Origin of the sequence: Pseudoalteromonas sp. M8 (assembly GCF_018141365.1) — a bacterium.
In the GTDB taxonomy this organism is placed as follows: Bacteria; Pseudomonadota; Gammaproteobacteria; order Enterobacterales; family Alteromonadaceae; genus Pseudoalteromonas.
The window spans coordinates 1303093-1325694 of the sequence record NZ_CP047240.1; the positions used below are offsets into that span (position 1 = coordinate 1303093).

The 22602-nt window shown below is 43.9% G+C and carries 13 protein-coding genes; 4 read left to right on the top strand and 9 right to left on the bottom strand.

What is annotated here, in order from left to right; translation table 11 throughout:
- Positions 1-190: 190 nt before the first annotated feature.
- From GSF13_RS10675 to GSF13_RS10685, 3 genes are all read left to right on the top strand, one after another.
- Positions 191-664, top strand: coding sequence for a VOC family protein (locus tag GSF13_RS10675; protein ID WP_010607842.1), 474 nt, complete (start codon positions 191-193; stop codon positions 662-664).
- A gap of 244 nt (positions 665-908) precedes the next feature.
- Positions 909-1076, top strand: coding sequence for a hypothetical protein (locus GSF13_RS10680; protein WP_017217813.1), 168 nt, complete (start codon positions 909-911; stop codon positions 1074-1076).
- 111 nt (positions 1077-1187) lie between these two features.
- Positions 1188-1346 (top strand): hypothetical protein, encoded by a 159-nt coding sequence (locus tag GSF13_RS10685; RefSeq protein ID WP_167310207.1) that lies wholly within the window; start codon positions 1188-1190, stop codon positions 1344-1346.
- Positions 1347-1415: 69 nt separating this feature from the next.
- Here GSF13_RS10685 and GSF13_RS10690 read toward each other — a convergent pair whose 3' ends face one another.
- Both GSF13_RS10690 and GSF13_RS10695 read right to left on the bottom strand, forming a co-directional pair.
- Entirely contained in the window at positions 1416-2432 is a 1017-nt protein-coding gene (locus GSF13_RS10690) for a UDP-N-acetylglucosamine 2-epimerase (protein ID WP_174170754.1), read from the bottom strand.
- 113 nt (positions 2433-2545) lie between these two features.
- Positions 2546-3583 (bottom strand): nitronate monooxygenase, encoded by a 1038-nt coding sequence (locus GSF13_RS10695; RefSeq protein WP_211868996.1) that lies wholly within the window; start codon positions 3581-3583, stop codon positions 2546-2548.
- Positions 3584-3683: 100 nt separating this feature from the next.
- Here GSF13_RS10695 and GSF13_RS10700 point away from each other — a divergent pair, with 100 nt between their 5' ends.
- Positions 3684-3863, top strand: a complete 180-nt coding sequence (locus GSF13_RS10700) for a hypothetical protein (protein ID WP_010370747.1) — start codon at positions 3684-3686, stop codon at positions 3861-3863.
- On the opposite strand, the gene GSF13_RS10705 is transcribed toward GSF13_RS10700, so the two are convergent.
- From GSF13_RS10705 to GSF13_RS10735, 7 genes are read right to left on the bottom strand one after another with little or no spacing between them, the layout of a single operon-like run.
- Complete coding sequence (locus GSF13_RS10705) at positions 3838-7941, bottom strand: poly-gamma-glutamate synthase PgsB (RefSeq protein ID WP_211868244.1); 4104 nt, start codon at positions 7939-7941, stop codon at positions 3838-3840. The two genes, GSF13_RS10700 and GSF13_RS10705, sit on opposite strands and share 26 nt — an antisense overlap.
- Positions 7931-12154, bottom strand: a complete 4224-nt coding sequence (locus tag GSF13_RS10710; protein ID WP_211868246.1) for a hypothetical protein — start codon at positions 12152-12154, stop codon at positions 7931-7933. The genes GSF13_RS10705 and GSF13_RS10710 overlap by 11 nt, the downstream gene beginning before the upstream one ends.
- A complete protein-coding gene (locus GSF13_RS10715; RefSeq protein WP_211868248.1) occupies positions 12133-12885 on the bottom strand; it encodes a hypothetical protein in 753 nt (250 codons plus the stop codon). The genes GSF13_RS10710 and GSF13_RS10715 overlap by 22 nt, the downstream gene beginning before the upstream one ends.
- The gene (locus GSF13_RS10720; RefSeq protein WP_211868250.1) at positions 12872-15124 is read right to left on the bottom strand and encodes a hypothetical protein; all 2253 of its coding nucleotides are present in this window, start codon (positions 15122-15124) and stop codon (positions 12872-12874) included. Before GSF13_RS10720 ends, GSF13_RS10715 begins: the two co-directional genes overlap by 14 nt.
- Complete coding sequence (locus GSF13_RS10725; RefSeq protein ID WP_211868252.1) at positions 15111-18215, bottom strand: poly-gamma-glutamate biosynthesis protein PgsC/CapC; 3105 nt, start codon at positions 18213-18215, stop codon at positions 15111-15113. Before GSF13_RS10725 ends, GSF13_RS10720 begins: the two co-directional genes overlap by 14 nt.
- Entirely contained in the window at positions 18216-20189 is a 1974-nt protein-coding gene (locus GSF13_RS10730; RefSeq protein WP_206472616.1) for a hypothetical protein, read from the bottom strand.
- Between the two features lie 14 nt (positions 20190-20203).
- The gene (locus GSF13_RS10735; protein ID WP_249122766.1) at positions 20204-22408 is read right to left on the bottom strand and encodes a CapA family protein; all 2205 of its coding nucleotides are present in this window, start codon (positions 22406-22408) and stop codon (positions 20204-20206) included.
- Positions 22409-22602: the final 194 nt, after the last annotated feature.

Genomic DNA, 22602 nt, shown 5'->3' on the forward strand with positions numbered 1-22602 from the left:
CCTTACATGTTGTTGTGTGTTTTATGAACAAAACCAAATTAGCATATAGGTAAATAATTCGTTAATCAACACTCGAGTTATGAGTAAATCTCATCGCTGCAATAACCTGAGCATCGCAATTTTAATTCGCATATTTCAAATAATCGGCTAGGTTTAGAGGGAATTTAACGGACTTTATAGGATCCATATCATGGCGACTTCTTCAATTCCCTCCGGTTATCATTCACTCACGCCTTACCTCATTGTGGCTGGTGCAGCAAAAGCTATCGAATTTTACCGAGCTGCTTTTGGCGCGAGCGTAAAGCTTCAGTTACCTATACCAGATGGAGGAATAGCACATGCGGAGCTGCTGATTGGTAACTCTTATGTGATGCTTTCAGATATGTGCCCTGATATGCACTTTAAAGATCCCAGTGAGCTTGGTGGTACGCCCGTTAGCTTGATGTTGTATGTTGACGATGTGGACACTGTGTTTGCGGGGGCAATTGAATTGGGGGCACAGCAAGTCACGCCCGTTTGTGATCAGTTTTATGGTGATAGGGCGGGAACGCTACGAGACCCATTTGGTCATGTCTGGACGATTGGCACGCATAAAGAAGATCTCACAGAAACCGAGTTACTCGCGCGTATGGCTGATTTTATGGATAAGCAACAAGATGCCTAGTTGAGGTAAGCTTATCTCATTAGATTGCAGACTTATTAATTTTTTGTTTGTTTTTGATGGTGCGTTTCTTTGAGGTGCTTGGTTAGAAGTTATTATTTAACATGTGGTTAAGTGTTGTATTTGTGGTGAGTGAATTTTAAAGTTGATTTTATTGTTAATAATGTTGAATTTTTTATTTTTTCATGGCAGCTTAAGAATTAGTGATAAATTTTGATCACTAAACGACTATTTCAAGGAAATGATAATGAAATTAAAATTAAAAAAATCAGCGTTGAAGCAACTAGATAAAAACCAAAACCTACCTTTACAGCAAACGCCTCAAGTAGCTGGCGGTGCTGAGCCAAATACTAGAATCCCATGCCGTTTAACAGAAACGTTGACTGGTACGGATTACGGTCAGTGCCGTTGTTAGTATAGTCGAGCAGTGTTTTAGGTTAGCCTGATGAGGTGGAGAATCTACTTGTTGGACTATCAACCTTAAACAACATAATTTATAAATTAAGATTAACTCAAGGATAAGAAGATGAAATTGAAATTTAAAAAAACAGCATTAAAACAATTAGATAAACAACAAAGTTTGCCTCAAGAGCAAACACCAAACATCGCTGGTGGTGCGACAGGTATTCGTTGTCGTCCGCCTTTGACGGAAACTGGTAACCAATACTGGCAGTGTGAGTGTTAAGGTTAGTGATAAATTAACTTGCATAAGCTCACAGTAAAGTGAGCTTTTTTATTTCCGAAAGTTACCAGTTTATTTTATTTTCATATAATTCAATGATTTACGTATTTTGTAACGCCTCAATAAGTTAAGCGGTTTACGCTTTAATCCAGCAGCAATTACGGTCTCTGTTGCAGCGAGTATGCGCTCGGCGCTTTTACCATCGCGGTAAGGGTGCACTTGCTGAATATATTGCTCAATACGTTCACTTTGTGCGTCGGAGAGGTTGAGTGCTTGTTCAACCGCTACAGATAATTGGCCTGCGTCGGTAATATTGATTAAGGCATCTTGAGGTTGGTGATTATTAAAAGTGATAACCGGTTTACCAATTAATAGTGACTCATCAACGGCGCTAGAGGTATCAGAAATCACCATATCGGCTTGCTGAATGAGTGGAATAAGATTGTCATTTCCGGCGATTTCAAAGTCGCTGATGGTTTCAAGTTCTATGTACATCTGTTGCCACTGCTGTTTCGTCTTAGGATGAAACTTAAGTTGGACTTTGTATTTTCCTGACTCTGCGAGCTGTTTGATTTGTGCATGTAATGCTTCAAGCGACGTGAGATTGGGTGAAAAAGTGGGAGCGTACAGTATGACTGGCTTTTCATTCTCTTGCTTGGTGTAATCAAAATAAGGGTCGAGTTTTGGCCAGCCAGTTTCAATCACTGAGAAATAACCATGTTTTTGTGCAAGTTGGTTAAATGGCACGGTGGTAATTGGGCCGTGAGTACAATACAAATCGAAGAAACCGCGGATCCCAAAGTGACCTTTCTTTTTATATTCCAATCCGTGAAATACTTGCACTTTGGCGCCTGGAAAAAAGTCAGGAACAACGTTTCCAGGTACAAATACTGCTCTGGGGTTAAACGCCTTGACGTCCTCTACGCTCAGTAACTCTGATTCGTCTGGTGCAAGTGAACTTGAGTTTACATCTTTACCTTTTAAAAACCATTTCACCACATCACCGTTTGCACGGATAGCATTTTGGAGGGGTCTTAGAATGGCAAAGCTATATGGCTGCTCAATGTAGAAAAGATAATGTTTAGGCATTGAAAGTCACTTATAAAATCAGAGTTTATGGCCAGCACTTGAATGGCGCAGCTAGGGCCAGAGCGATATTAAGCAAATAATACCGCTTTTACCGCATCAATACCAAACATCCGTTACTTGGCTGTACTGTTGCTGATACGTGAATGCACCTCAGTGGCTTGAGCCATCATGTTATCCATTAAGGTTTGTACTGATTCGATTTCTCGAATTAAGCCTTGAGATTGACCAATAAATTGCACGCCATGGTCTAAATCTCCGTGGATTGTGGCGGCTTCAAGCTTTTCGGTGGCGGCACCAAAGAGTGACAGCATCTTAATTTTATCGAATTGAGATAACAGTCCTAGTAGTAGCTTCCATAAGGGCATGTCGACCATTTTTGCAGCCTTGAATGATTTTATGATGGCCATGAAAAAGTTCATCGGGCGGCGCGTTGCCTTTTCAGCCATGGGGGTTTTCATTACTCGAGCATAAAGACCATCGAAGTTTTTGGAATAAATCGTCTGTTCAACGTCTTTTTCCACAACGGTATTTTTGACATGTTGATGCAAAGGGCTTTCTTTAGATGTTGCAAAACGAGAGCCCATCGCAACGCCCTCTGCGCCAAGCGCTAGCGCGGCGATAAGTCCTCGACCATCGGCAAATCCCCCTGCGGCAATTACAGGTATATTGACGATATCGATTATGCTCGGCACTAAACACAGTGAAGTCACTTCACCACCATGGGCTGCGGCCTCATGACCTGTAACTAATAGCGCATCAACGCCAGATTTTTGTGCTGCTAATGCATGCTTTTGCGTCACCACTGTGGCAATGACTTTTCCGCCGTAGGCTTTAGCTGCTTGTACTAGCCAATCGCCTTTTCCTAAAGAAAAATTGATAACAGGCACTTGCTCTTCTAATGCGACTTTGGCATTTTCTTTGGCGCCTGGCATCATTAACGTCACACCAATACCAAAAGGCTTATCGGTGAGTGCACGAATTTTTCGTATTGCTTGACGTGTCTCGTCCTGACTGAGCGGGCCCGTGGCTAAAATACCTAAGCCACCAGCATTGCTCACTGCCGCAACAAGCTCAGGGACAGAAATCCAGCTCATGCCGGGTAATATAATAGGCTTTTCGATGCCAAATAATTCGGTGATAGCAGTTTTCATCATTGTTATTCTACTGGTCAGATGTGTTTATGAGCATAGCTGGAATTTTGCTTGAAGTGAATACTGGTTGTAAGATACCTGTTTAGAAAGAGGAGCTAAGATGAACGTAGTTATATTATTAGTGAGTTTAGTCATCGCATTGGTTGTCTTGATACCGTTATTGGAAAAGTATCAGCAGCGCTTAGGGCTAGATAAAATGCAAAAGTATGCCAAATATGTACTGCCTTTATTAATGGTGACGCTGATCATTAAACTTATCTACGTTTTGGTAGTCGGGTAACAAGCGCCGAGCTATTTTTGCGGCGCTTACCATTTTGTAACTTCAACCATCCTGGTTTTTGCGAACGATTTAATTCACTTAAAATAAGGGTTGCCTTTTCTATTGTGATCCTAAAGTCGGCGATATCTTTGTATACCTGAACTGCTATTTTCTTTCTTTTTACCGCCGCGCCGGCATCTAAAAATGACTCGACCAATTTATTCAAAAAGCGTGTTAGCGGCGAGCGAGCTCGGGTATTATCTTTACTTCCTAAGCGTTGTATTTGTTGCTCTAGTTTGCGCTTTATTTGCGTTAATTCGGCTTGGCTAAATTCGCTTTGGGCATTGGGCAACGCTTCGAACAAGTCGAGCTTGTCAGCTAAGTATTGGCATTCAATCGCGCTGAGTTCCTCTTGTTGTAAAATTCTACTTAAGCCATTTCTAAACTCAGTTTGTGTCACGCTGCGGTGGCTCAGGCGCTCGCAATGCTGATTAAACAACTGCCACTTTTGCCACATGTAAACATAGCCCAGTCCCGCGCCTTTGATATTTTGCATTCCGACGATAATTTGGTGTTCATTTGGCAGTGCTTGTTTTGCGATGATTTGGTTTAAAGCATCAGGCTTGATGTCGCTATCATGCACTAACGTACATTTGAGAGAGGCAAGTTGCTCTGCAAGCGCTGCGGTTTGCGAAAGCCTAGTGCTCAGGTCTTCAACTTCCAAAAGCGACTGGGCAATTGTCCACGCTTCAAAACGCTTTAGAGTAGGGTGATGTGTGTCGTCCTCATTATTAAGTTGCGACTGCAGCGAGTCGAGGCTTGAAAACGCAGACTCAGGTAGCTTGTCTGTCGTAGTATTTAATGATGCGATCAGCGCATCTCGCGATAATGTGAGCCTAAGGCGCCTGAGTAAATCGCGCAGTGCGTTGTGGTCGTTATTGCTGAAAATACTGTGTAAGAGATTTTCCAGTGCAACCATAAAGTACTTAAAGAAGCCATCGATATTGGTGCCGATCACCACAATGGCATCAAAATGCAGATCATTGGCCAGAATGTTCGCAAATACTTGCGAGCGCGCTACACGGTCGTTACGATTATTAATTAGTGCAACAATTTGCCCCTGCTTTCCCTGTTCGACAATGTTTAAGCGTTTCCAATTTTCTATCGTTGCTAGGCGTTCGTTGGCAGACATGCTGTTGATAAAGCTTTGACTGATTGCACCAATCTTTGCGGTCGTAAACTGCTGAAGCACGCCAACATCGGGAATAACCCTAGAGGCCGTTTCTTTGAACACATAGTCTTTATTGATGCCAATATATTGCGCCATTTTGCAGACTAAGGCGATGTTATCCGGATGCTCAACATAGGGATATTTTGCGAGAATGTCAGGCGTTATTTGATATCCATCACCCCAATGAATCTGAATGAGTGACGTGTTTTTTTGCTCCGCCGCCAAGTTGAGTACTGAAGCCATATTCTGCTCGGCGGTGAACACTTGGGTGTTGTAACCCAAAAAGGCAGACATCTCTTTTGCTACATCCAAGCCTGTTGGGCCTAAAATATCTTCATGATCTGGGTAGGCATTAGTAATGGTGGCGAAGTTATCTTTCATCCAGCGCACTAGAATTTTTACATATCTCGGAGTCAGGCCCATACATTCCCACAGGAAAACGTCCGCTTTTACCTGCTTTGCAAAATGTAGCACATCAGCTTGCTCCCAAATACTCGCTTTGTCGAAAGGCCGAAATAGTGGGATCTCATATTGCTCACCAGAAATTTTTGAATAGATAAGCATTGCTTCACAGCCCGTGGTCTTGCTCACGACTCTCAGCGCCAAACTGCTAAATAAGGCCGACTTCAGCCTCTCGGTTCCTGATTTTCCTCGTGTTCCCCAGCCGCCAATGGACACCGGAATGTGTTTTCGATTTTGTTTTATTCTTTTACTGACATAAATATGCCGAGTCCAAAAGTAGCTAATAAATGCAAGCACAAAGAAAACCAGCTGCGAAATACTATTTTGATAAATGGCATCGACGTATTCTTTAAAACTGCTCCAAATGGTGAGTAGCGCAGAGGTGACACCAGAGCGAGTATAAAGTTGCTGAATGTCTTTCGCGACAGGAAATGGCGTTTTTGCGATGTCGCCATAGGCACTAAAGTGTAGCGAAAACCCCAGCGTGTTAAGTGCATCCAAATACTTACCTTGCTCAAGTTCGTTGCCCTTTCGTAAGCGGTCTAGCTCTGCAAACTGCCATGTTATGGTCCAGTACGCCTTAAGGCGTCGCCACAAAGTCGATGGCGGAGTAACGGCTAAAATACCATCCGGCGTATAGGTTTTGGCGTCTTCTTTACTGTGGTCATTAGTCAGTACACTTAGCAAAAAGTCGAGTAATGGTAGATGTGGTCGACTCGTTTGTTCGGCGATATTAAAGAGCAATTCCCCTGGCACTTTTGTTTCGCTAATTTCCGCGGTAGTGCAGCTAGGGACGTGGATCGATACGCTGGGCTTTTTCGCTTTGGTATGGGAATAGCTTTGACGTTTATCGGTACTTGGTTGTCTTATTTCGTGTATTACTCGCCATAATCTTCTTGCTTGACGATATCCTTGTTGGATACGCCAGCCAGCTTTTGTTTTTGAGGCATTAAGACTTTGACCGCGCTGTGCAATATAAGAAAGTGAGCGGCCCAGTTCATCACGAGACCAAGTTGCCAGTGCGTCACTTTGTTCGTTGGCTTCAAGAGAAGCATTGAGCTGCGCGATGATGGCTTGATGATAGAAGCTACCTAGCTGTTCCCTGGCTCTGGTGATATAACGGCAAACGGCGATGTTTGTTTCGTTCGATAAGCAGTCATTTAAGGTATCAATAAACCGTTTGAAGCAGAGTTCGGCTTGATTTGATTCAAGTTGCATATTCAGCATAATACGTGCGCTTTGCTCAAGCGCTAAGCGCTTTAGCTGCATACTAAAGTTGCTGGTTAGTACGCGTTGCCACAGTAAAAATGCAAAGTCCTGTTGGCAAAACCGGTCGGCGGATAACTGTTTTATCAAGGTGAAAAGTACGGCATTTTCACTTTCTTGCTCAAACCGTTTGGCGATTAACTCTTGTGCAAAGGATGTGGGATAAAACTCGACAAACTCTAGCGTAACCTGGCGCACTCTGGGCAAGGTGTGCTCGCTGAGTGCGCAAAGCATATTGAGATCTTTTTCTGTAAGCTTTGGCTGGCTGACAATAATTTTAGGAAAGATACTCAAAATATAGAGTACTTCGGCATCAACTTGCTGACTATTTTCAATGTCGTTCGCTTCTTCAAGCAAAGCCCACATGTAGGCACGAATAAAGGTGGGGCGTTGATGTATTAAGATCTCTAAAATATCGACGGTGGCCTGATAGGGCATATTGTCAGACTCAAGCAACTCAATAAGTTTGGCGATAAGCTCTGCGTCTAATTCCGAGTCAACCTCATAGTTGTTCAAGGTTGCGACCATATTCACCAATGCGCGGATCAAGCCATGACGAATATGTTGATTTTGGCTATGGGCGAGTAAATTTAAGCAAAATGGCTGCAAATCCAAACGTTGCCAAGCATTTTCTAGAGTATCGTGGTGAGCACGTAAATATCGGTTAGTTAGGGCGCCAAGTTTGGCAATTAAAAACTTAATTTGCTGTTCTATCGTGGCAACTTGATGTTGATATCGAGCAACTACAGCGCCTTCGTCAAACCATCGCGAAAATGCTTTTTTATCTTGTTCTAACGCGACTTTAGTGGTGCCAAGTTCTTGAGCATAGGCGATAATATGTAGCTCTTTTTCGCTGGCAAATTCAGACTTAGCGATACGCTGTACAAATCCGGTGTGGGATACCTCGAGCAGCAAAATTTGCTCATGTAGGGTCTCAATTTTATGCCGCAAAAAGGCGATAGATTGAAGTACCAGCCAGTCGGTTTCATCCTCGTTTTCAGGGCGATTGTAAATGAGTTCCCATGCGCACAATTCGTCGATCAACGCACTGTATTTATGTTGATACAAGTTCAGCCAAAACTTTTCAGTTTCGGCAAAAAATAGGGCTTCTAATTGACTCTTTAAGGCTTCAACGCTCATGTAAATCTTGCTCTAATAAATGACTTAGCTGTAACGATTCAAAAATAATTTCATCGTGAGCATAGGGGGCAAAAGCGGTTTGCTGTAAATTGCCTAAACGTACTTGTAGCCCAACCTGATGGGTATTGTTAAACCAGTCTTGAGTCCAAGTTACACCTAACCAACCCGCTGTGTTATGACTAAAGTCAAAACCCGTTTGCCAACCCAATTGAGTTAAGTATTGCCATGTTGGATTAGGACGGTTCTGATCGGCAAATACATAGCTTGATGTTAATCCTGCGTGGAAAATATGGCCTTGATAAAATTGATACCAATCAAATGAAAACAGTGCATTGTCGAGCGTTTGCCAATCTTGATTTGACGTCAGTGTAACGCCGGAGCCGAAGTAACTATCAACCCAAGGCTGATAGCGCAGCCCAGCATGCGCTTGCCAGCCGTGCTTATGATTATTACGGTAAAAGGTGTACATATCAGGGCCAATTTGCTCATCTGCAATAAATTCGTCCTTGCTGATACTGGTGTAAGTGTAAAAAGGCTGCCACCACCAAATGCTTCTAAAACCGCTGTTATAACGGTGAATTTGGCCAAACTTTGCCGAAATACTAGAGCTTAAATGGGTTTCACTGATAGCCGTTGCATCCTGCCAACGATTACGCACCCTCGCTTCTGCAAACCAGTTCGACTGCTGCGAGAGCCAATCGTATTGACCATTGATAGAGAAGGTGTCTTGGTGATGATTATCCATCGTGTAGAAAGTATCGATGCGGTACCAGTTATTCTCATCCTTCACTCTCAACGATAAACCTAAATCGAGTGTAGTACGGCTAGGGCTAGGCTCCGTTGTTTGCACAATGTCGTCGCTATCAATATTCAAGAATCCTTCGACGCCAGTGCGACTTTCATCAGTTTCAATGCGAGCTTGCTGAAATTTGGGCTCAGCATTTGTTGGTGTTAACTGTTGTTTGGCTTTTAAGAACATTGGCACTTCAGGTACTAGGTTAACGCGATGCAATGTTGGACTTAACGCCCAGATAGACATGCGTGCTAACGTTTGCTGTTGTTGGCCGGTTAGTGAGACTTGTCCTGCTGGGTGAAAATAGGTGGCTTCATTTCTAATACCATCGGCAAAGGTTTCAATTTTAATCAGACTATCTCTAGTTAATTTCGCCGTGATTGGGGTTGTTTTATCAGAGCGATAAAAAATCTGCCTCGTATCCAAGGGGATATCATGCCATTGACCTTGGCCAAAGTATTGCGGACGTACGCTAACGCTTTGCCCCGATAAAGGGTTGAGCCAACGCAATTGCAATAGTCCTTGTCGCGTCTCAACTTGTTTAATGCCGTAATAGAGCGGTTGCGTTGGCTGCAGCGAGATCACATCACCTTGACTTGGCCCCACCAGCTCTACATTAGCAGGCGGTGCCACGATTTGCTTGGCTGCAGAGTAGGCAAACTTTACTCTTACTTGAACTTGTTGATACTCAGAAAAATCAATAGTCAGTATTTCGTTTGCTCTGAGTGGCAAGCCTGACGGCTGACTTTCTGTGAGGTGTGCGGTGATCTGGTCACCAACGCTTTGCGCCGCAAGCGTATCAACTTTTACCTTTTGTGTGCCCACATAACTTGTGTATTGTTCCGCAGCAAGCCATTGACCGTAGCGCATCAAGCGGGCATATAAATCGGTTAAAACGGCATCATCCGATAAACTGGGGTGCAGACGTTGAAGGACCCTGTTGTAGCTTTCGTTAGACAATGTTTGCTGACTCAATTGATACAAGGCATTTATCGCAATTTCTTTAGCACTGAGTTCATCTGCTATGTTCGCATCAGTGCTACTAACCAAGTGCGCAGACTTATCTGCAAAAGCCGGAGTGTTAGCGGTTTCTGGTCGCACCCGGATCTCTACAAACAACTCATTACTACTGAAAAGTGTGAGGCTTTCATTTGCCGCTAATTGAATATATTGCTGCGATGCAACAGATAATCGAGTCGCTTGTGGCTGCAATTGCAAGTTTGCTGCAATATCACTAAATATGGGTAAAATCCGGGTTTTGGCGTTGTGTTCATATAGCAGCCATTGAGTATTTTTGTATTCTTGTCCTTGGTACGCAGCACGTGCACTTAGCTTGACCGTCAAAGGCGTTTTAGCAACCAGTTTGATGGGTTTACCTGAACCTAGCGGGTACAGCTCAGTTTGATTATCCAGTGACTCCACGGCTTGTAGGCCATAGTGATTAAGGCTGTATTGAGGCTGGGTCAGTTCGTTTGTTTGAATTGCCGCGACTTGTTCGGCCTGTTTTGGTGTTAATGCCATTTGCTGGCTTGTCCACAGCGCTTCTTGCTGAAGCCCAGAGTCAAGCAGGTACGTCAACAGGATATCATCGCATTGATATTGCGTGATATCAGTTTCGTGGGCAGCGCATAATAGGCTAGCTTGGATATATTCATTCTGTGCTAAATATCTCGAGAGTAGTTCATTGGCAGCGTACTCTCTTAAAGATTGAGCGGTGCTTTTTAGCAGTGATTTTAGTAATACCTCGGCGTTTCCACTGCGTTCTAGCTGAGTCAAAATAGTAATATTCAGTTGCCAAGCCATTAACGCAACTTGCTCACTATGCCCACTCAAATACGGCTTCAGTTTCGCAAGTGCCATGAGTGGTTTGGTCTTTGCTACGATTTGCAGCTCCGCAAGCACTTTGGTGGCGGTAAACTGGCCGTGGCTGTCTGTCTTAACACTTAGTTCCGGTGCACTCAGGCCGCTAAGAGATAAATAGTAAGTGTCCGCTCGATTTTGTTTGCTTCTTGCCAGCAGACCTTGAACCAATGACCCTTGACCTAGCGCTTCTTGCGTCATGGTTAAGAAGTCGGGAAATGGTTGTACGCGGTTTATTGCTACAGCGATATCAAGCGCTTGCTTAGCCCCTTCAATCATCACAACTTTGGATGCTGGATTCATGTGTAGGGTAAGTCTTTGAAAATGACTGCTAGGCGCAACAAGCAGCGTATGTTGGCCATGCTCGCTGGTGATGGTTAAGCGTTCTGGCGTTCTTGCTCGAACATACAAGGTAATTGCATTATCAATTCTCAGTATGTTCTCAAGATGATACTTCAGTGGTTGAGACGAGGTAATGTAATTGACTCGCTGGGCGCTTGAAGTGAGCAGCACTTGCCCAGCGGCGCTGCGGCTGCCCAGTGTTACTCCACTTATCGCAACATGATGAGTGAGCGGTTGAGGGGAGCTTGGCGTTAAAAAATACACCGTAGAGGCAATATCGTTAAGCATTTGCTTACGTTTGACCGCTAGCGCCGTGTCAGAAGCGTTAAAAGTGAGTGGAGAAGTATCACCATTCATGTAAAGGGCGCTGAGCTGCTCGTTCAGCTGTTTATTCCAATACGGACTAAATAGCGACTCTTGCTGCTTTATTCCTGCATTATCGTCGTAAATACCACGGTGCATTTGTAGTAAGTTAAGGTAGGCAGGCACCGATGTTGTGATAGTGAGATAACTACCTTGCGGGATAGCAATATAATCTTGGTTAGACAAGCCGACTTTAGGCTCAAGGTACTCATCCGCTTGGATGTCTGATATTGCAATGGTGCTTATAACCTCACCGTTGACTTTAATTGTGACAGTACCATTTTGCGCAATCGCGTGTAGATCTTTTCGAACTTCTAGTTTGAGCTTTTTGGCGTGCTCAAAGAATACGCTTGTCACTTGTGTAGGTTGTAGATGGAACCAACGCTCTGTATCTTGTGCTAATTGCAGTGTTTGGTCGTCAAGCCCTGGCAGTCTGAGCGCTCTTCGATACGGATCTCTGTGGCTATGCATGCTGCCTTGCCAAAGCGCGAGAGATTGAGCGTTATCACCGGTGTAAGCAACCTGAATTAAGCGGTTTTGTGCTATTGCACTCAGTTGGCAGCGGGATTGAATACATAACCAATCGGATGTTGGAATGGCACGTCGTAGCTCTGGGGTTTGCCCCGCAAAAAATTCGAATGTGTCGAGGGCACTTGGCGTTGTGACTAACCACGCGTGACTTGGCAAAAACAGCCACGCTTTTTGCTGCGGTGCAAAGTGCTTGTTAGCATTGGCTTGGATAAGTTGCATACGTGACAGATCAACCCATTGGGCAGCCGTTTGTATCCCTACCTCATTGGCTCGGGATATCGTTGCAAACAGCAGTAGTGTCATTATAAAAGTGATTGCACGCATTTAGTAAACTGCTCTAGTTGTTGATTGTTATTAATTAATTGCTTTCTTGTTTGATAGCTTAGCTCAATATGGATAAAGCTATATTCAGGAAGCGCAAGCTGATGCATGATATTTTGCGTCCCGCCAAGTTCTTGCACTTCTTGAGGGTAAATCAGCGCCCGATAACCTTGCTTAACAAGACAAGACTTCAACTTCCATAGTGTGTCGTCATTTGTTTTGCCTTGGCTCAAAATTATTTCGCTTAGTTTACCGCCGTCGGTTTTTCGCTTCTTCTGACTAAACCCATGTATTTGGAACACTTTTGCTGTTGGGTATAAAGATGTAAAAGCTACGATAGCTGAAGCGTGAATATTGTGAGGTTGCTTGGCGTAATCAGCGCTTTGTGTTGTGTCATTGTTATCGTATCTGTGTTTTGTGTTGTTCAGTAACACTTGGCAACTGTGCTGGAAAATGTGCTCACCAATGGTCTGTGTATGTTTATCATGAAAGCGATGTGGAACAGACACTACGCAAGGCCGGTGCTTAGGCGCATACGTGACTTCGCCATGCGCTTCACTTTGAGGCTTTGGCGTCAATGTAAACTGCTCTGCTTGGTGCGTAAATTGCCAGCCATCAAGTGCTACAGGTTGGTTAAACCAGTGCGCCATTTTGCTGCTGTCGGGAACCGCAGCGTTAACATTCAATGACAAGCACAATGCCATGTAAAGTGCGTAGCGACTAAGGTGTTTCATCTTGCCACCAGTTTAATGTTGCATCAGGCTGTTCATGTTCCTCTAATACACTTATCCAAACATCATGTGAAAAGCGAAGCGTCATGGTTTTAGGCGATGTTAAGTCTTGAAACAGTGGCAAAGTAATACTTGGGTACTCGTACAGCTCTGCGTGATTAGGGTTAAAAAACATCCTCGTTTGTGCAGGGTTTAGGTGTAAGACAAAGTGTTTAGCTAAAATCGTGTATTCATCGCTTGGGGTGATTACCTTAGTGCTATCCAGAGCGGTTGCTACCGTGATTTCAGCTTGAGGTTCGGCACTAAACACTTTGACGACCAAAGCGTTAGGTTGCAAGTTATTCTCACTAACAGCAACGGTAAGTGGCGTTGTTTTTGCCACTTTGTACAGGCGGATCTTCCGCACGGTTCTTGGGATCCCTTGATTGATGAAAAGTGCTTGGGTATTAGCTAACTCCTCTATTTGTAAGCTGTTTAGCGGAACTTCAAATAGTGTTGGTTTACGCTTTTGCTTCACAATCACACTGCTTGGGTAGCTTGTTGCTTCACCGAGCTTAAAGAGCGCAGATTTGGCTACCTGACGATATTCAAACTCCATTTGCGGTACTGAGTTATCAAAGTAAGCTTGCTCAATGGGCACCAACGCGATATCCGATACAGCTAAAAGCTGATCTAAGTCTTTGGAGCGGTATTGAGGCAGCAACTCAGGTACTTCTGGTGGCGCTTCAAATAAGCGCACCGATGCTATCTGCTTTTGTGTGTGAAAGAGGTAATGGTTGTCGGCCTTTTGGCTAAACCATGCATCAATACCTTGATAAATTGGACTTTCAGGGTCACACACTGGGTAGCAACGATGGCTCAGGTAATTAAATGTTGGGCTGCGGGCTTGCAGCTTCACCATCGCATCTTCGGCTTCAATTTTGATTTGATTAACGTTATCTGGTATTGCCAAATAACGCTTCTCTGCGGTTGGTAAGGTTTGTCGCTCCGTGGTTTCAGTTATCAGTCTATCGAACAAAGCTTGCTCCGCCGTTGCGGTAAAAACGTAGTCCTTGATCCGCTCATTGTTGTTATAGAGGCTCACAGAGAGAGTGCTGCCCATGGGCGCGCGCCATTCTAAAGCGATATCGCTTTTAGGAGAGACTTGATAGTAAACCGGCGTTTGCGCGTTGAGCATATAATAATAACTATGCAGCGGGACTATAGGGTCGACGCCATTGCTAAATACCCGAATGCTGGTGGGGGCGTTTGCGCTAATGGTAACAAGGCCTGTAGGTAAGTTGCTCAGTCTAGATTGGGTAGTGGCTAGCGTCTCAGGAGTTAGTCGCTTTGGCGCGTTGAGTTGGCGTAAATCATGCCAAACAAAAGTAAGATTTGCATTTTCGGGATGGCTTAATAAATATTCAGTGTGTTCATAGACACGAAAACTGGCGCTTAGCGGCTCCGAAATCAACAAACTGTCTAAGTCTAGCTGGGTCGAAAAATCATGATTAAGCACATTGTAGGGGAGTGACTCATATAACAAGTCAGCACGAAAGTCGATGTTAGGCACGCCCTGTGGCGCTAGCTTTTGCCAATCTAACATGACCGAATTGTATTTTTCTTCGTTGGTTAAGGCGTTTTCACCTATGGTGTGGTAATTCGTCATGCGTTCACGCCATTCGGTTGGCCTTTTCAGCCATGCTTTGGCGGGGTCGACAATACTGTTACTGGTTTGAGCATGGACACGTACCACCACGCCTTTAAGCTGAGCATTTTCTGGTATTAGCTTTAACGTGATGGTTGCAGCCTGTTGTAACTCTTCACGATTTAAATAAAAGGATTGTCCAGACGCCACGGCCAACGCTTCACGGTTTTCAATGATCTGTTTTACCTGTTGCTGAAAGTCGTTCGAGGCAGCTTTAGCTGCATGATGATAAGTACCGCGATAAATAATCGCTCCTTTTGCATCAAGTAACTGATATTCAATAGCATAGTTGACAGGCTGATCATCCAACGGCTGCGATTCGAATATACCATTAGACAACACCCGGAGAGACATGGTCCGAGACGCAGAAAAGGAAAACTTCAGTGCACTGTCGGTTTTTAGCCAATGCACATTGGAGCGAATATTAAACAAGGTCGAGGTATTTGAAGGCTCCGCCGATTTTACCCACACAAATAAAGTGACGGCGAACCAAACAAAAAGTAGCAGCAAAGCCGTAAAAATAGCAAATCGTAATATCTGCTTAATCCAGTACATAACGCCCCTCATGAACCGCTTTTGCATAAGTGGCTAAATCAATAACGCGATTTCTTCTTGGTAAGTATAGCGCGAGCAGTGCGTTATCTCGGATAAACATTAATCCCAGCTCACCATTTCTATGCGTGCTAAAGGCGCTTATTTTACACTGGCTTTCAAACTGACAAAGTGCTTGGAGCACAGGTAAATGTTGGGTGGTGGCATAGCGCCCTGTGGCCACTTTAAGTGCGTCAATAAATTGCGCACTGGCTTCATGCCAATCATTTGGAGAGAGAGTAAGCAAATCGATTACTTTGAGCCTAGGTGTGTGTGCAACGGCTAAAAGGCGTTGCAATAAAGCATCGTTGGTAATGGCAAAGTGCGATTTAAAATCCGATGCCAACCACAGTGCCGCTAACTCACTTTTTGGTGCGAACAGCTGATATCCCGACTGTGGTGTGGTACCGAGTTCTAAGCCTCTTGTTGCTTGTTGTCCTGAAACGGTTTGAGTATTAACACCAAGATCAGCTAGCACCCTTTGTAGTGTAGCAATGGTGTCATTATGAATAGGGTTAGGCGTTGTAAATTGGTACGCAAGCGCTGAAGGTCTGATGCTTGCAGGCGCGCTATGACTGCGGATCTGTAAATTAAGTAAGGGGTTGTCATAAAAGTAGCGCTGTGCACTTTGATACACCACATTAAATAATGACCGCACGTTGTCGGCTGCCATTACATTTGCATCTATGCTGGTATACGGATGAGCACCAGCGATTGCCAGTAACTTTGCATGGGTGGCCGTAAACAACTGCCCAGAGAACTCCAGCGTGTTACTTTCAAAGAGTGGTCTAGGCACCGCAATGGTGAGGGATGGTTTAGCCAGCAAGGCAATAAAGTACACCCCTTGACCCAAATCATAGGCAGATTTGGTATCTAAAGGAGAAAGCGCAACGAATTGCCCTTGATTATTTTCAACTAAAGTTAATTGGTACTGTAATAGGTTTGCTACGCGATTTATCTGACTCAGCCTTACCTCAAGCGTTTCTGGCGTTGTTACTATCTCAAGGTTTTGGGTGATAGCAAATAACGGCCTTAACACTTCATATTCCCATAATGCAGCACTGGTATCGCTCAGTGCACTAAATGCACCGCTGCCTTTGGCGCTAATGTGACTTGAAAATGCTTCAATAAGTGCCTGTATGCTCTCATCGCTTGTGCTTATTTTATCTATGTCTTTGTCGATGCGTTGCAGGCCATATGCGCTTAGCAACGACGAATAGCTATCCGAGCTTAAATACGCCTCAATCATCTGTCCATGGAATTGGCTGTAAGGTAAAGGCGCATTTGCCGCGAGACCAAAGTGTGCATCGTTGATGTTAAACAAGGTAGCAAGTTCAGATTGTTGCACTGAGCTTGGCACACTGTTAAATATCCACATCTGTGCGTCTTCTTTTAAACTGTGTTGGTGCATCAATTGGCTTACTTGCCGATTAATTTCTCTGAGTTGGACGACCTCTGGAATATCCATCGCCATAAAAAAGTCACTGTAGAACTCGCTTTGTTTACCGTTCTTATCGCCACTTTGGTTAGGTCGCGCATTGCCAAACGCCATTGCCTGGCTTTGCCAGTAGGAAAACAATATCCCACCAGCCTCACTGGCAAGCCGCTCTGCAGTGGGGTAGGGGACGCTGATGATATGGGCTTTTTGAGCAGCTAAATTAATGATAAACAGACCGCGTTTATGATCTTGTTGATTGTCTTTTATTACTAAAAATTGTGTTGTACGTTGCAAAGAAAAGTCGGCTTGACGCAGTAAGGTGGCGGCCTCGGCATAGTGTGACTCACTATCCTGCTTAAGCAACCTAATTGCTTGTTTAAAGTGGCTACGTTGCTGCTCGGTCACATATTGGCTGACATTAACGTTAGCCGCATTTTGAGTATACAGCTGGCTCTTGTAATTACTGATCACTTGGCCGAGCGTTAAATCGCTGGCTGTTTCATTTATCGCTAATGTATTACTTTGTACGAATAGGCTTGGAATAACCATAATTGCAAAACCGATACAGATGGCGATAAAGCCACCAACAATTGAAGTTTGAAAAGTTGCACGGATCACAAGGCCTAGCGCATTTTTTTGGTAAATTTTAAGGGCGAGTAAGGTCGATAGCATGTAGCCAAAAGCAAAGGTATCGGTCACTTTTAAGGTTGGGAAGTAACCGACGACAACGTAGTTTAAAATCAGTTTGTAGACAAAGCCGATATTAAAAAACAGCAGCATGAGTCGCGCGCCTTCGATATTGGCGTGTTTTAAACGAGTAAAGTTTAAGACTACATATCCAAAGACTAAAATAATCGCTGTTTCTACGAATGATGTGAGCAGCTTTGTGGGTTGCATCAGTTGCAGAGCTAGCAGCGCTGGCAGCATAATGCCATTAAATTCCCAGCCGTACTTTAAATTAGCCCTTGATGCGATAAAAGCAGTGATCACCAAGATAATATAAGCTTTAGGGGCTGCAATAATGGAGGCCGCAACAGCTTCGTACATGACGGCAAGATTGGCAATGCTAAAGTTGGTAAACGTCATTAATCCAAAACGAATGATGATATAGGTAACAACCAACTGAATAGCGGTGACTTTTATGCCATATTTAAAGCCGCCATTCCACATCACATTGGCGGTCAATGCGATGATAATCAGCCCGAGGCTATACAGCTGTGCGGCGTAATCAAAAGTGATGTCCCATTGTGTTAAGTACGCGGCGACCAGCGGCCAAAACAGCACATCCATGGTAACTCGAACAATAATGCTTAACAAAACGATGGCAAAAAATCGGTCACGGCCAAACATTTCTGCATAGCCCAGTCGCTCAACAAGTGTTTTGGCGAAAAACCGCATTAAGCCATAAACAACAATGGCCTCAACAATGATCACCCAAGCCGATGTTGGGCTCACGATAAATAAAGGGACTAGGTAACCTGGAACCACTAAACCAGTTAACGGGAAGCCAAACCTAAGATTGAAAAATGCAACAACCGCGATGCCTATCCAAACACACGTGATAACGGATTGCCCAAGTCCGCCCGCACTTGGGAATAGCATTAGCGTCCAGTCCATTTATTCGTCATCCCACTTTTCAGGCAAAAGTTGCTCGTTAACCGCAAGCTGCTCTGACAAGTGTGTTAAAAAAGCTTCTTTATCATCTAGTTGAGATAATTGCTCGCCAAGGTCGATAAATTCAAACAACACCCCGCTGGTTTCAAATGGGGTACTGGTGTTAAGGCTGGTTGATTGTTTGAGTAAGGCGCGAATGCTTAGTAAATAAGTTCGATTGTCTAAATACACAGGTAATACGATTTTGCCACGTTTTAGGGTTAAATAGCGCAACTTTCCTTTAGCTTGTTCACTATCCATCTCGGTACAGCGGCAAAGTAAGTCTAAGGCGGACATGTCGAAAATAGACAGCTTATGTTCTCTAGCAAAGCGTTCAAGAGATTCATTTACCTGCACAATTTGGCCAAATAAGTTATATAAAATACTGGCACTGTGAAGCTGGTTGAAGACATGCTCCAGTGAGGTGAGTTTTTGATCCATCTCACTAATTGCATTTTTGATTTTATGACTTAGTGGCTCCTTTAGAGAAAAAGTCAGCGCCCGAATCAGTGTGCTTTTGAGGTTTTTTTGCTCAGCAGCAAACACCTTATAGTGGAATAATAATTCACCAATTTGATGCGCAAAGAGATTTACATTTTTAATAAATGCTTGCTCATCAAAGTTGTCTTGAGGAGTGACGGTTAGCGCCCAAAAACCCCGAACATCTCCTGCGTACATTAAGGGGGCGATGTACTGCTGCTCATCTTCCGCTAGATGTTGGAAGAAAGGGCGGGTAATTTTGATGGCACCAAACGCTTTGATTGCATCTGAATAGGGTACTCGCTCGTAGTCTCTCCGCATCTCTAAGATATCGCTGAGCTGACAGTGTATTGCACGTATTTCAGTTACTCTGTGGTCCCCCTCTAAGCGGGTGAGAAAGATACTTCTTTTCAGGTTGAGCTGTTGATTTACAAGTTGGATGATTGCATCCCAAGGTTCATTATGCTCAAGAAAATGTCGTGGTAAGTATCGACCCATCATACGTTGCTGGATTAGGGCTATCAGTGATTTTAAGTTTTCCTCTTCTGACCACTTCAGTGAAATAAACACCCAAATTAGCGATAGCCATATCAAGGAAAACAACTCACCAAGCGGCAATAACACGGAATACCAATGATGCGCAGCAATGCCACACATAATAAGTAACATGCTGGTGAATACTGCAATGACTACATTGGTTTTTGTCGCATTTCTTTGGTAGCCCACTAAGAAAAATATTGATGCCAGTACCATCACTGCGATTATTGTCACTTTATTTAAAGGTTGGATAAAACTGTCGGATGCAAAGCTATTGGCAATAAATGCTTGTAGGTAAACAGGCGGAAGTTCTTGCGCACCAAAATAAGCATTACTATTCAAGCGTGAAAATTTTGAGTGCTGAGCAACTAAGATGACCTTTTCGCTAAGTTGTGCGGTGAATAAGTCACCATCAAGCACTCTCTGCGCACTAAATTTTGGTAGTGAATAATAAGGCAGCGAGTAGTCTATGATTTTGTTGAGGTATTCACCATGCTGCGGAAATATTTTATCCCACAATATGTCACACGCACCTGCAGGTGGTGCAAGGCTGATTGCGCTGCCGTACCAATTTTCTGTCTCCAATAAACAAACCGATTGCGTATTGAATGGATAGTAAATTGAGTCATTGTTTTGTTGTGGCGAAAGTTCGGTATTTGCAAAGAACACAACGGCTTTTGGTTGATAGCCAGAGAGTATTTTTGCTAACTGCTGATGTTGTTGCTGTAAGTTTTCCGCTTCAATCACGACTACTTGCGTTGCTTGCGTGGTGTTGAGCTTGGAAAACCATTGTAACCCAATTAGGTTTACCTGTTTATATAAGCCTGATGCTGACGCGATCAACAAAATAGCGAATAAACTCATAAATAGCCAAAACTCACGTTGGCGTTTTATAAAGTTTAATTGACTAAAAATCGACATGCTTTTTCACTCTCTTATTGCTGGCTGAAAGTGAGAGTCAGCTCAGTCGTCTTCGTTGTTTTTACTTTAATAAATTCTAAGCCATGAATTTGCTCGCTTTGCCACTGAGCGCTCTGAAGTTGCACTGGACGCTGCCACGAAATCATCGCAATATCATCTAAAAATAAGGCACTTTCACCGCTACTTGGTGGCGCCATGGAGAGGCCAAACTGGACGCCACGAGCGGGCAATCCTTCTTCGCCAAGCACAACGGAATCGTCAGGTAAGGTAATATCTTGTCTAAATGTTTGCCACTCATAACTACCTGCAGGTTTTAATTGGGGCGTTGACTCAGAAAAGATAAGGCTATCTTCTGATGTTAAGATACGAATATCAGCCTTAAACTCACCAGCGTTCTCTCCTTTGGCATAACCAAAGAGCGAGAGCTCATGGTAAGCCTGTGCCGTGCTCGGCGCTGGCGTAATCGGCATGGTACGAATTGTATGTTTGAACGGCACACGCGTTGGCGTTTCGTTAAATTGTGTTCGTTGTAGACAAAGCCCTTGTACGCCACGATATTTGCCGACTAAGCAGGGCGCGATATCGTCGGCCTCAATTAACCAACGAGAGACTTCCCCCTGTTCGTTATCGCTGTCCCAGTCTTCAAAATCCCCAAAGAACAATAAGTCCCGTCCAAGCACAATCTCTGCTTGAGCATCACTAGCCGTGAGTTTGCTAAGGAACTCAGCACTGCTTGAATATTGGCGTAAATCGACAATATGCTCACCAGCTTCCAAGGTAATGACTTTTTGCTCGGTTGCTTTTGCTTGAACCGGTTTATCAAAGGTGACTTCTGCAAATCCCGAGCGCAATGAGATACCAACTTCGGGTGAAGAAAATTCAGCGATGCGTTTTAGTAGGGCATTGGCAAGATCGCCACTTACAAACTTAGGAACATAGTCTTCTAGATAAACAGGATAGGCTTTTAATGCACTGATTTTAGGTGTGCCTGCGGTTTCTAACTCTACCACAGCTATCAGTCCTAAAAAGGTTTCAAGACGATTTTGTTCAAACACAAAATTGCCTAGCCCAAGTATGCTTGGTACGCCATTGTATAAGCCAAACCCTTGCGCAACGTGAGGATGATGCGCAATCATCAAGTTAGCACCATTTTTGGAAAGTAAATCAAAGCGATTTGAAATATACGCCGTTGGTGCGTATGAATACTCATCGCCACCGTGGAGCTGAGCCACAACAAAGCGGCCGTTGGTACTGGCTTGCATCACCGTTTCTTTCATGCCATTGGTATCTGTTAGATCGGCAGCTCCCCCTTTAGCGTCTGATGCCACATAAGTGACGGTATGTTGATCGCCTGTAATAGAAGTCGCAGACACAAAGTCTATCGTTGTTTCACCAAGGCTTAGGCTGTAGGGCTTAAATGCCTCTGCCGCACTTGTGCCTGCGCCACTGTGTTTAAGTCCCGCTTGCTCGACATACTTCAAGGTATCGTTCAGTCCAGGTGCTCGATAGTCATAGACGTGGTTATTGCCAAGTGCTACATAGTCAATACCCAAATCATTGAGGGCAATTAATGACTCCGGCAGACTAAAAAATGCGAACTCTTTGCTTGGGTGGACCGTGGTTGGGTTTTTTAGGATTGGAGATTCCAAGTTAACCGAAGCGAAATCGACATGTTTAAATAAAGGATGCATAAACTGCACTAGGGCTTGGGCATCAGGTCCTGCGCTTTGGGGCTGGATAAGTCCGTCAGGGGTGCTGGGCAATGAATTCCCCATAGTAATGAGAGCAGGGTTGAAATAACGACGCCCAAACATGGTATCACCGGCAAAAAGTAAGGTTTTTAGCGTGCTCGACTTAGCTTTTAGTTCAAGCGTGAGCTGCTGCTCATTGTTATTTTGATTCGCTAAGGTAAAAACTAAGGGCAAATAATCTGGGTGGGATATTTCTGCGACATAAGCGCCGTATGCTAAAGCCGACAGGTCAAAGATACCATTGTTATTTGAGGTAAATAACTGATCATTTATCGTGAGGCTAGCATTGGCAATGGGGGTTGCATTTGTGTCGTGCAAAAGTATGCTTAAATTGGGCGTCTCGCTATCCCTATCTTGTTGGCTTTTATCTTCATCCTTATCTATTTGTGAAGGACCTGTTTCATTTGGGTCCTCAACTGAGCAGGCTGTGAGTGCAAATAGCAATACTACATTTAAGATTTTTTTCATTGTGGCCAGCCTGCTTTCAAAAAAGATACATTATTTAATTCTTTAGTATTATATCTGTAACTCTTTATGTGTTGCAATCCTTTGAAATGGAATGTAAGTTTCCAAATCAAAAACTTAACAAGCGCTGAAAAATGCCTTAAAAAACAACTTTTTTCAGTTCTTCATTAGTATAGGACAAGAATTTACGAAGATAG

Excerpts from the sequence above, each read along its gene's own strand:
- GSF13_RS10675 (WP_010607842.1), top strand. The coding sequence starts at position 191 with ATGGCGACTTCTTCAATTCCCTCCGGTTATCATTCACTCACGCCTTAC.
- GSF13_RS10680 (WP_017217813.1), top strand. The coding sequence starts at position 909 with ATGAAATTAAAATTAAAAAAATCAGCGTTGAAGCAACTAGATAAAAAC.
- GSF13_RS10685 (WP_167310207.1), top strand. The coding sequence starts at position 1,188 with ATGAAATTGAAATTTAAAAAAACAGCATTAAAACAATTAGATAAACAA.
- GSF13_RS10690 (WP_174170754.1), bottom strand. The coding sequence starts at position 2,432 with ATGCCTAAACATTATCTTTTCTACATTGAGCAGCCATATAGCTTTGCC.
- GSF13_RS10695 (WP_211868996.1), bottom strand. The coding sequence starts at position 3,583 with ATGAAAACTGCTATCACCGAATTATTTGGCATCGAAAAGCCTATTATA.
- GSF13_RS10700 (WP_010370747.1), top strand. The coding sequence starts at position 3,684 with ATGAACGTAGTTATATTATTAGTGAGTTTAGTCATCGCATTGGTTGTC.
- GSF13_RS10705 (WP_211868244.1), bottom strand. The coding sequence starts at position 7,941 with ATGAGCGTTGAAGCCTTAAAGAGTCAATTAGAAGCCCTATTTTTTGCC.
- GSF13_RS10710 (WP_211868246.1), bottom strand. The coding sequence starts at position 12,154 with ATGCGTGCAATCACTTTTATAATGACACTACTGCTGTTTGCAACGATA.
- GSF13_RS10715 (WP_211868248.1), bottom strand. The coding sequence starts at position 12,885 with ATGAAACACCTTAGTCGCTACGCACTTTACATGGCATTGTGCTTGTCA.
- GSF13_RS10720 (WP_211868250.1), bottom strand. The coding sequence starts at position 15,124 with ATGTACTGGATTAAGCAGATATTACGATTTGCTATTTTTACGGCTTTG.
- GSF13_RS10725 (WP_211868252.1), bottom strand. The coding sequence starts at position 18,215 with ATGGACTGGACGCTAATGCTATTCCCAAGTGCGGGCGGACTTGGGCAA.
- GSF13_RS10730 (WP_206472616.1), bottom strand. The coding sequence starts at position 20,189 with ATGTCGATTTTTAGTCAATTAAACTTTATAAAACGCCAACGTGAGTTT.
- GSF13_RS10735 (WP_249122766.1), bottom strand. The coding sequence starts at position 22,408 with ATGAAAAAAATCTTAAATGTAGTATTGCTATTTGCACTCACAGCCTGC.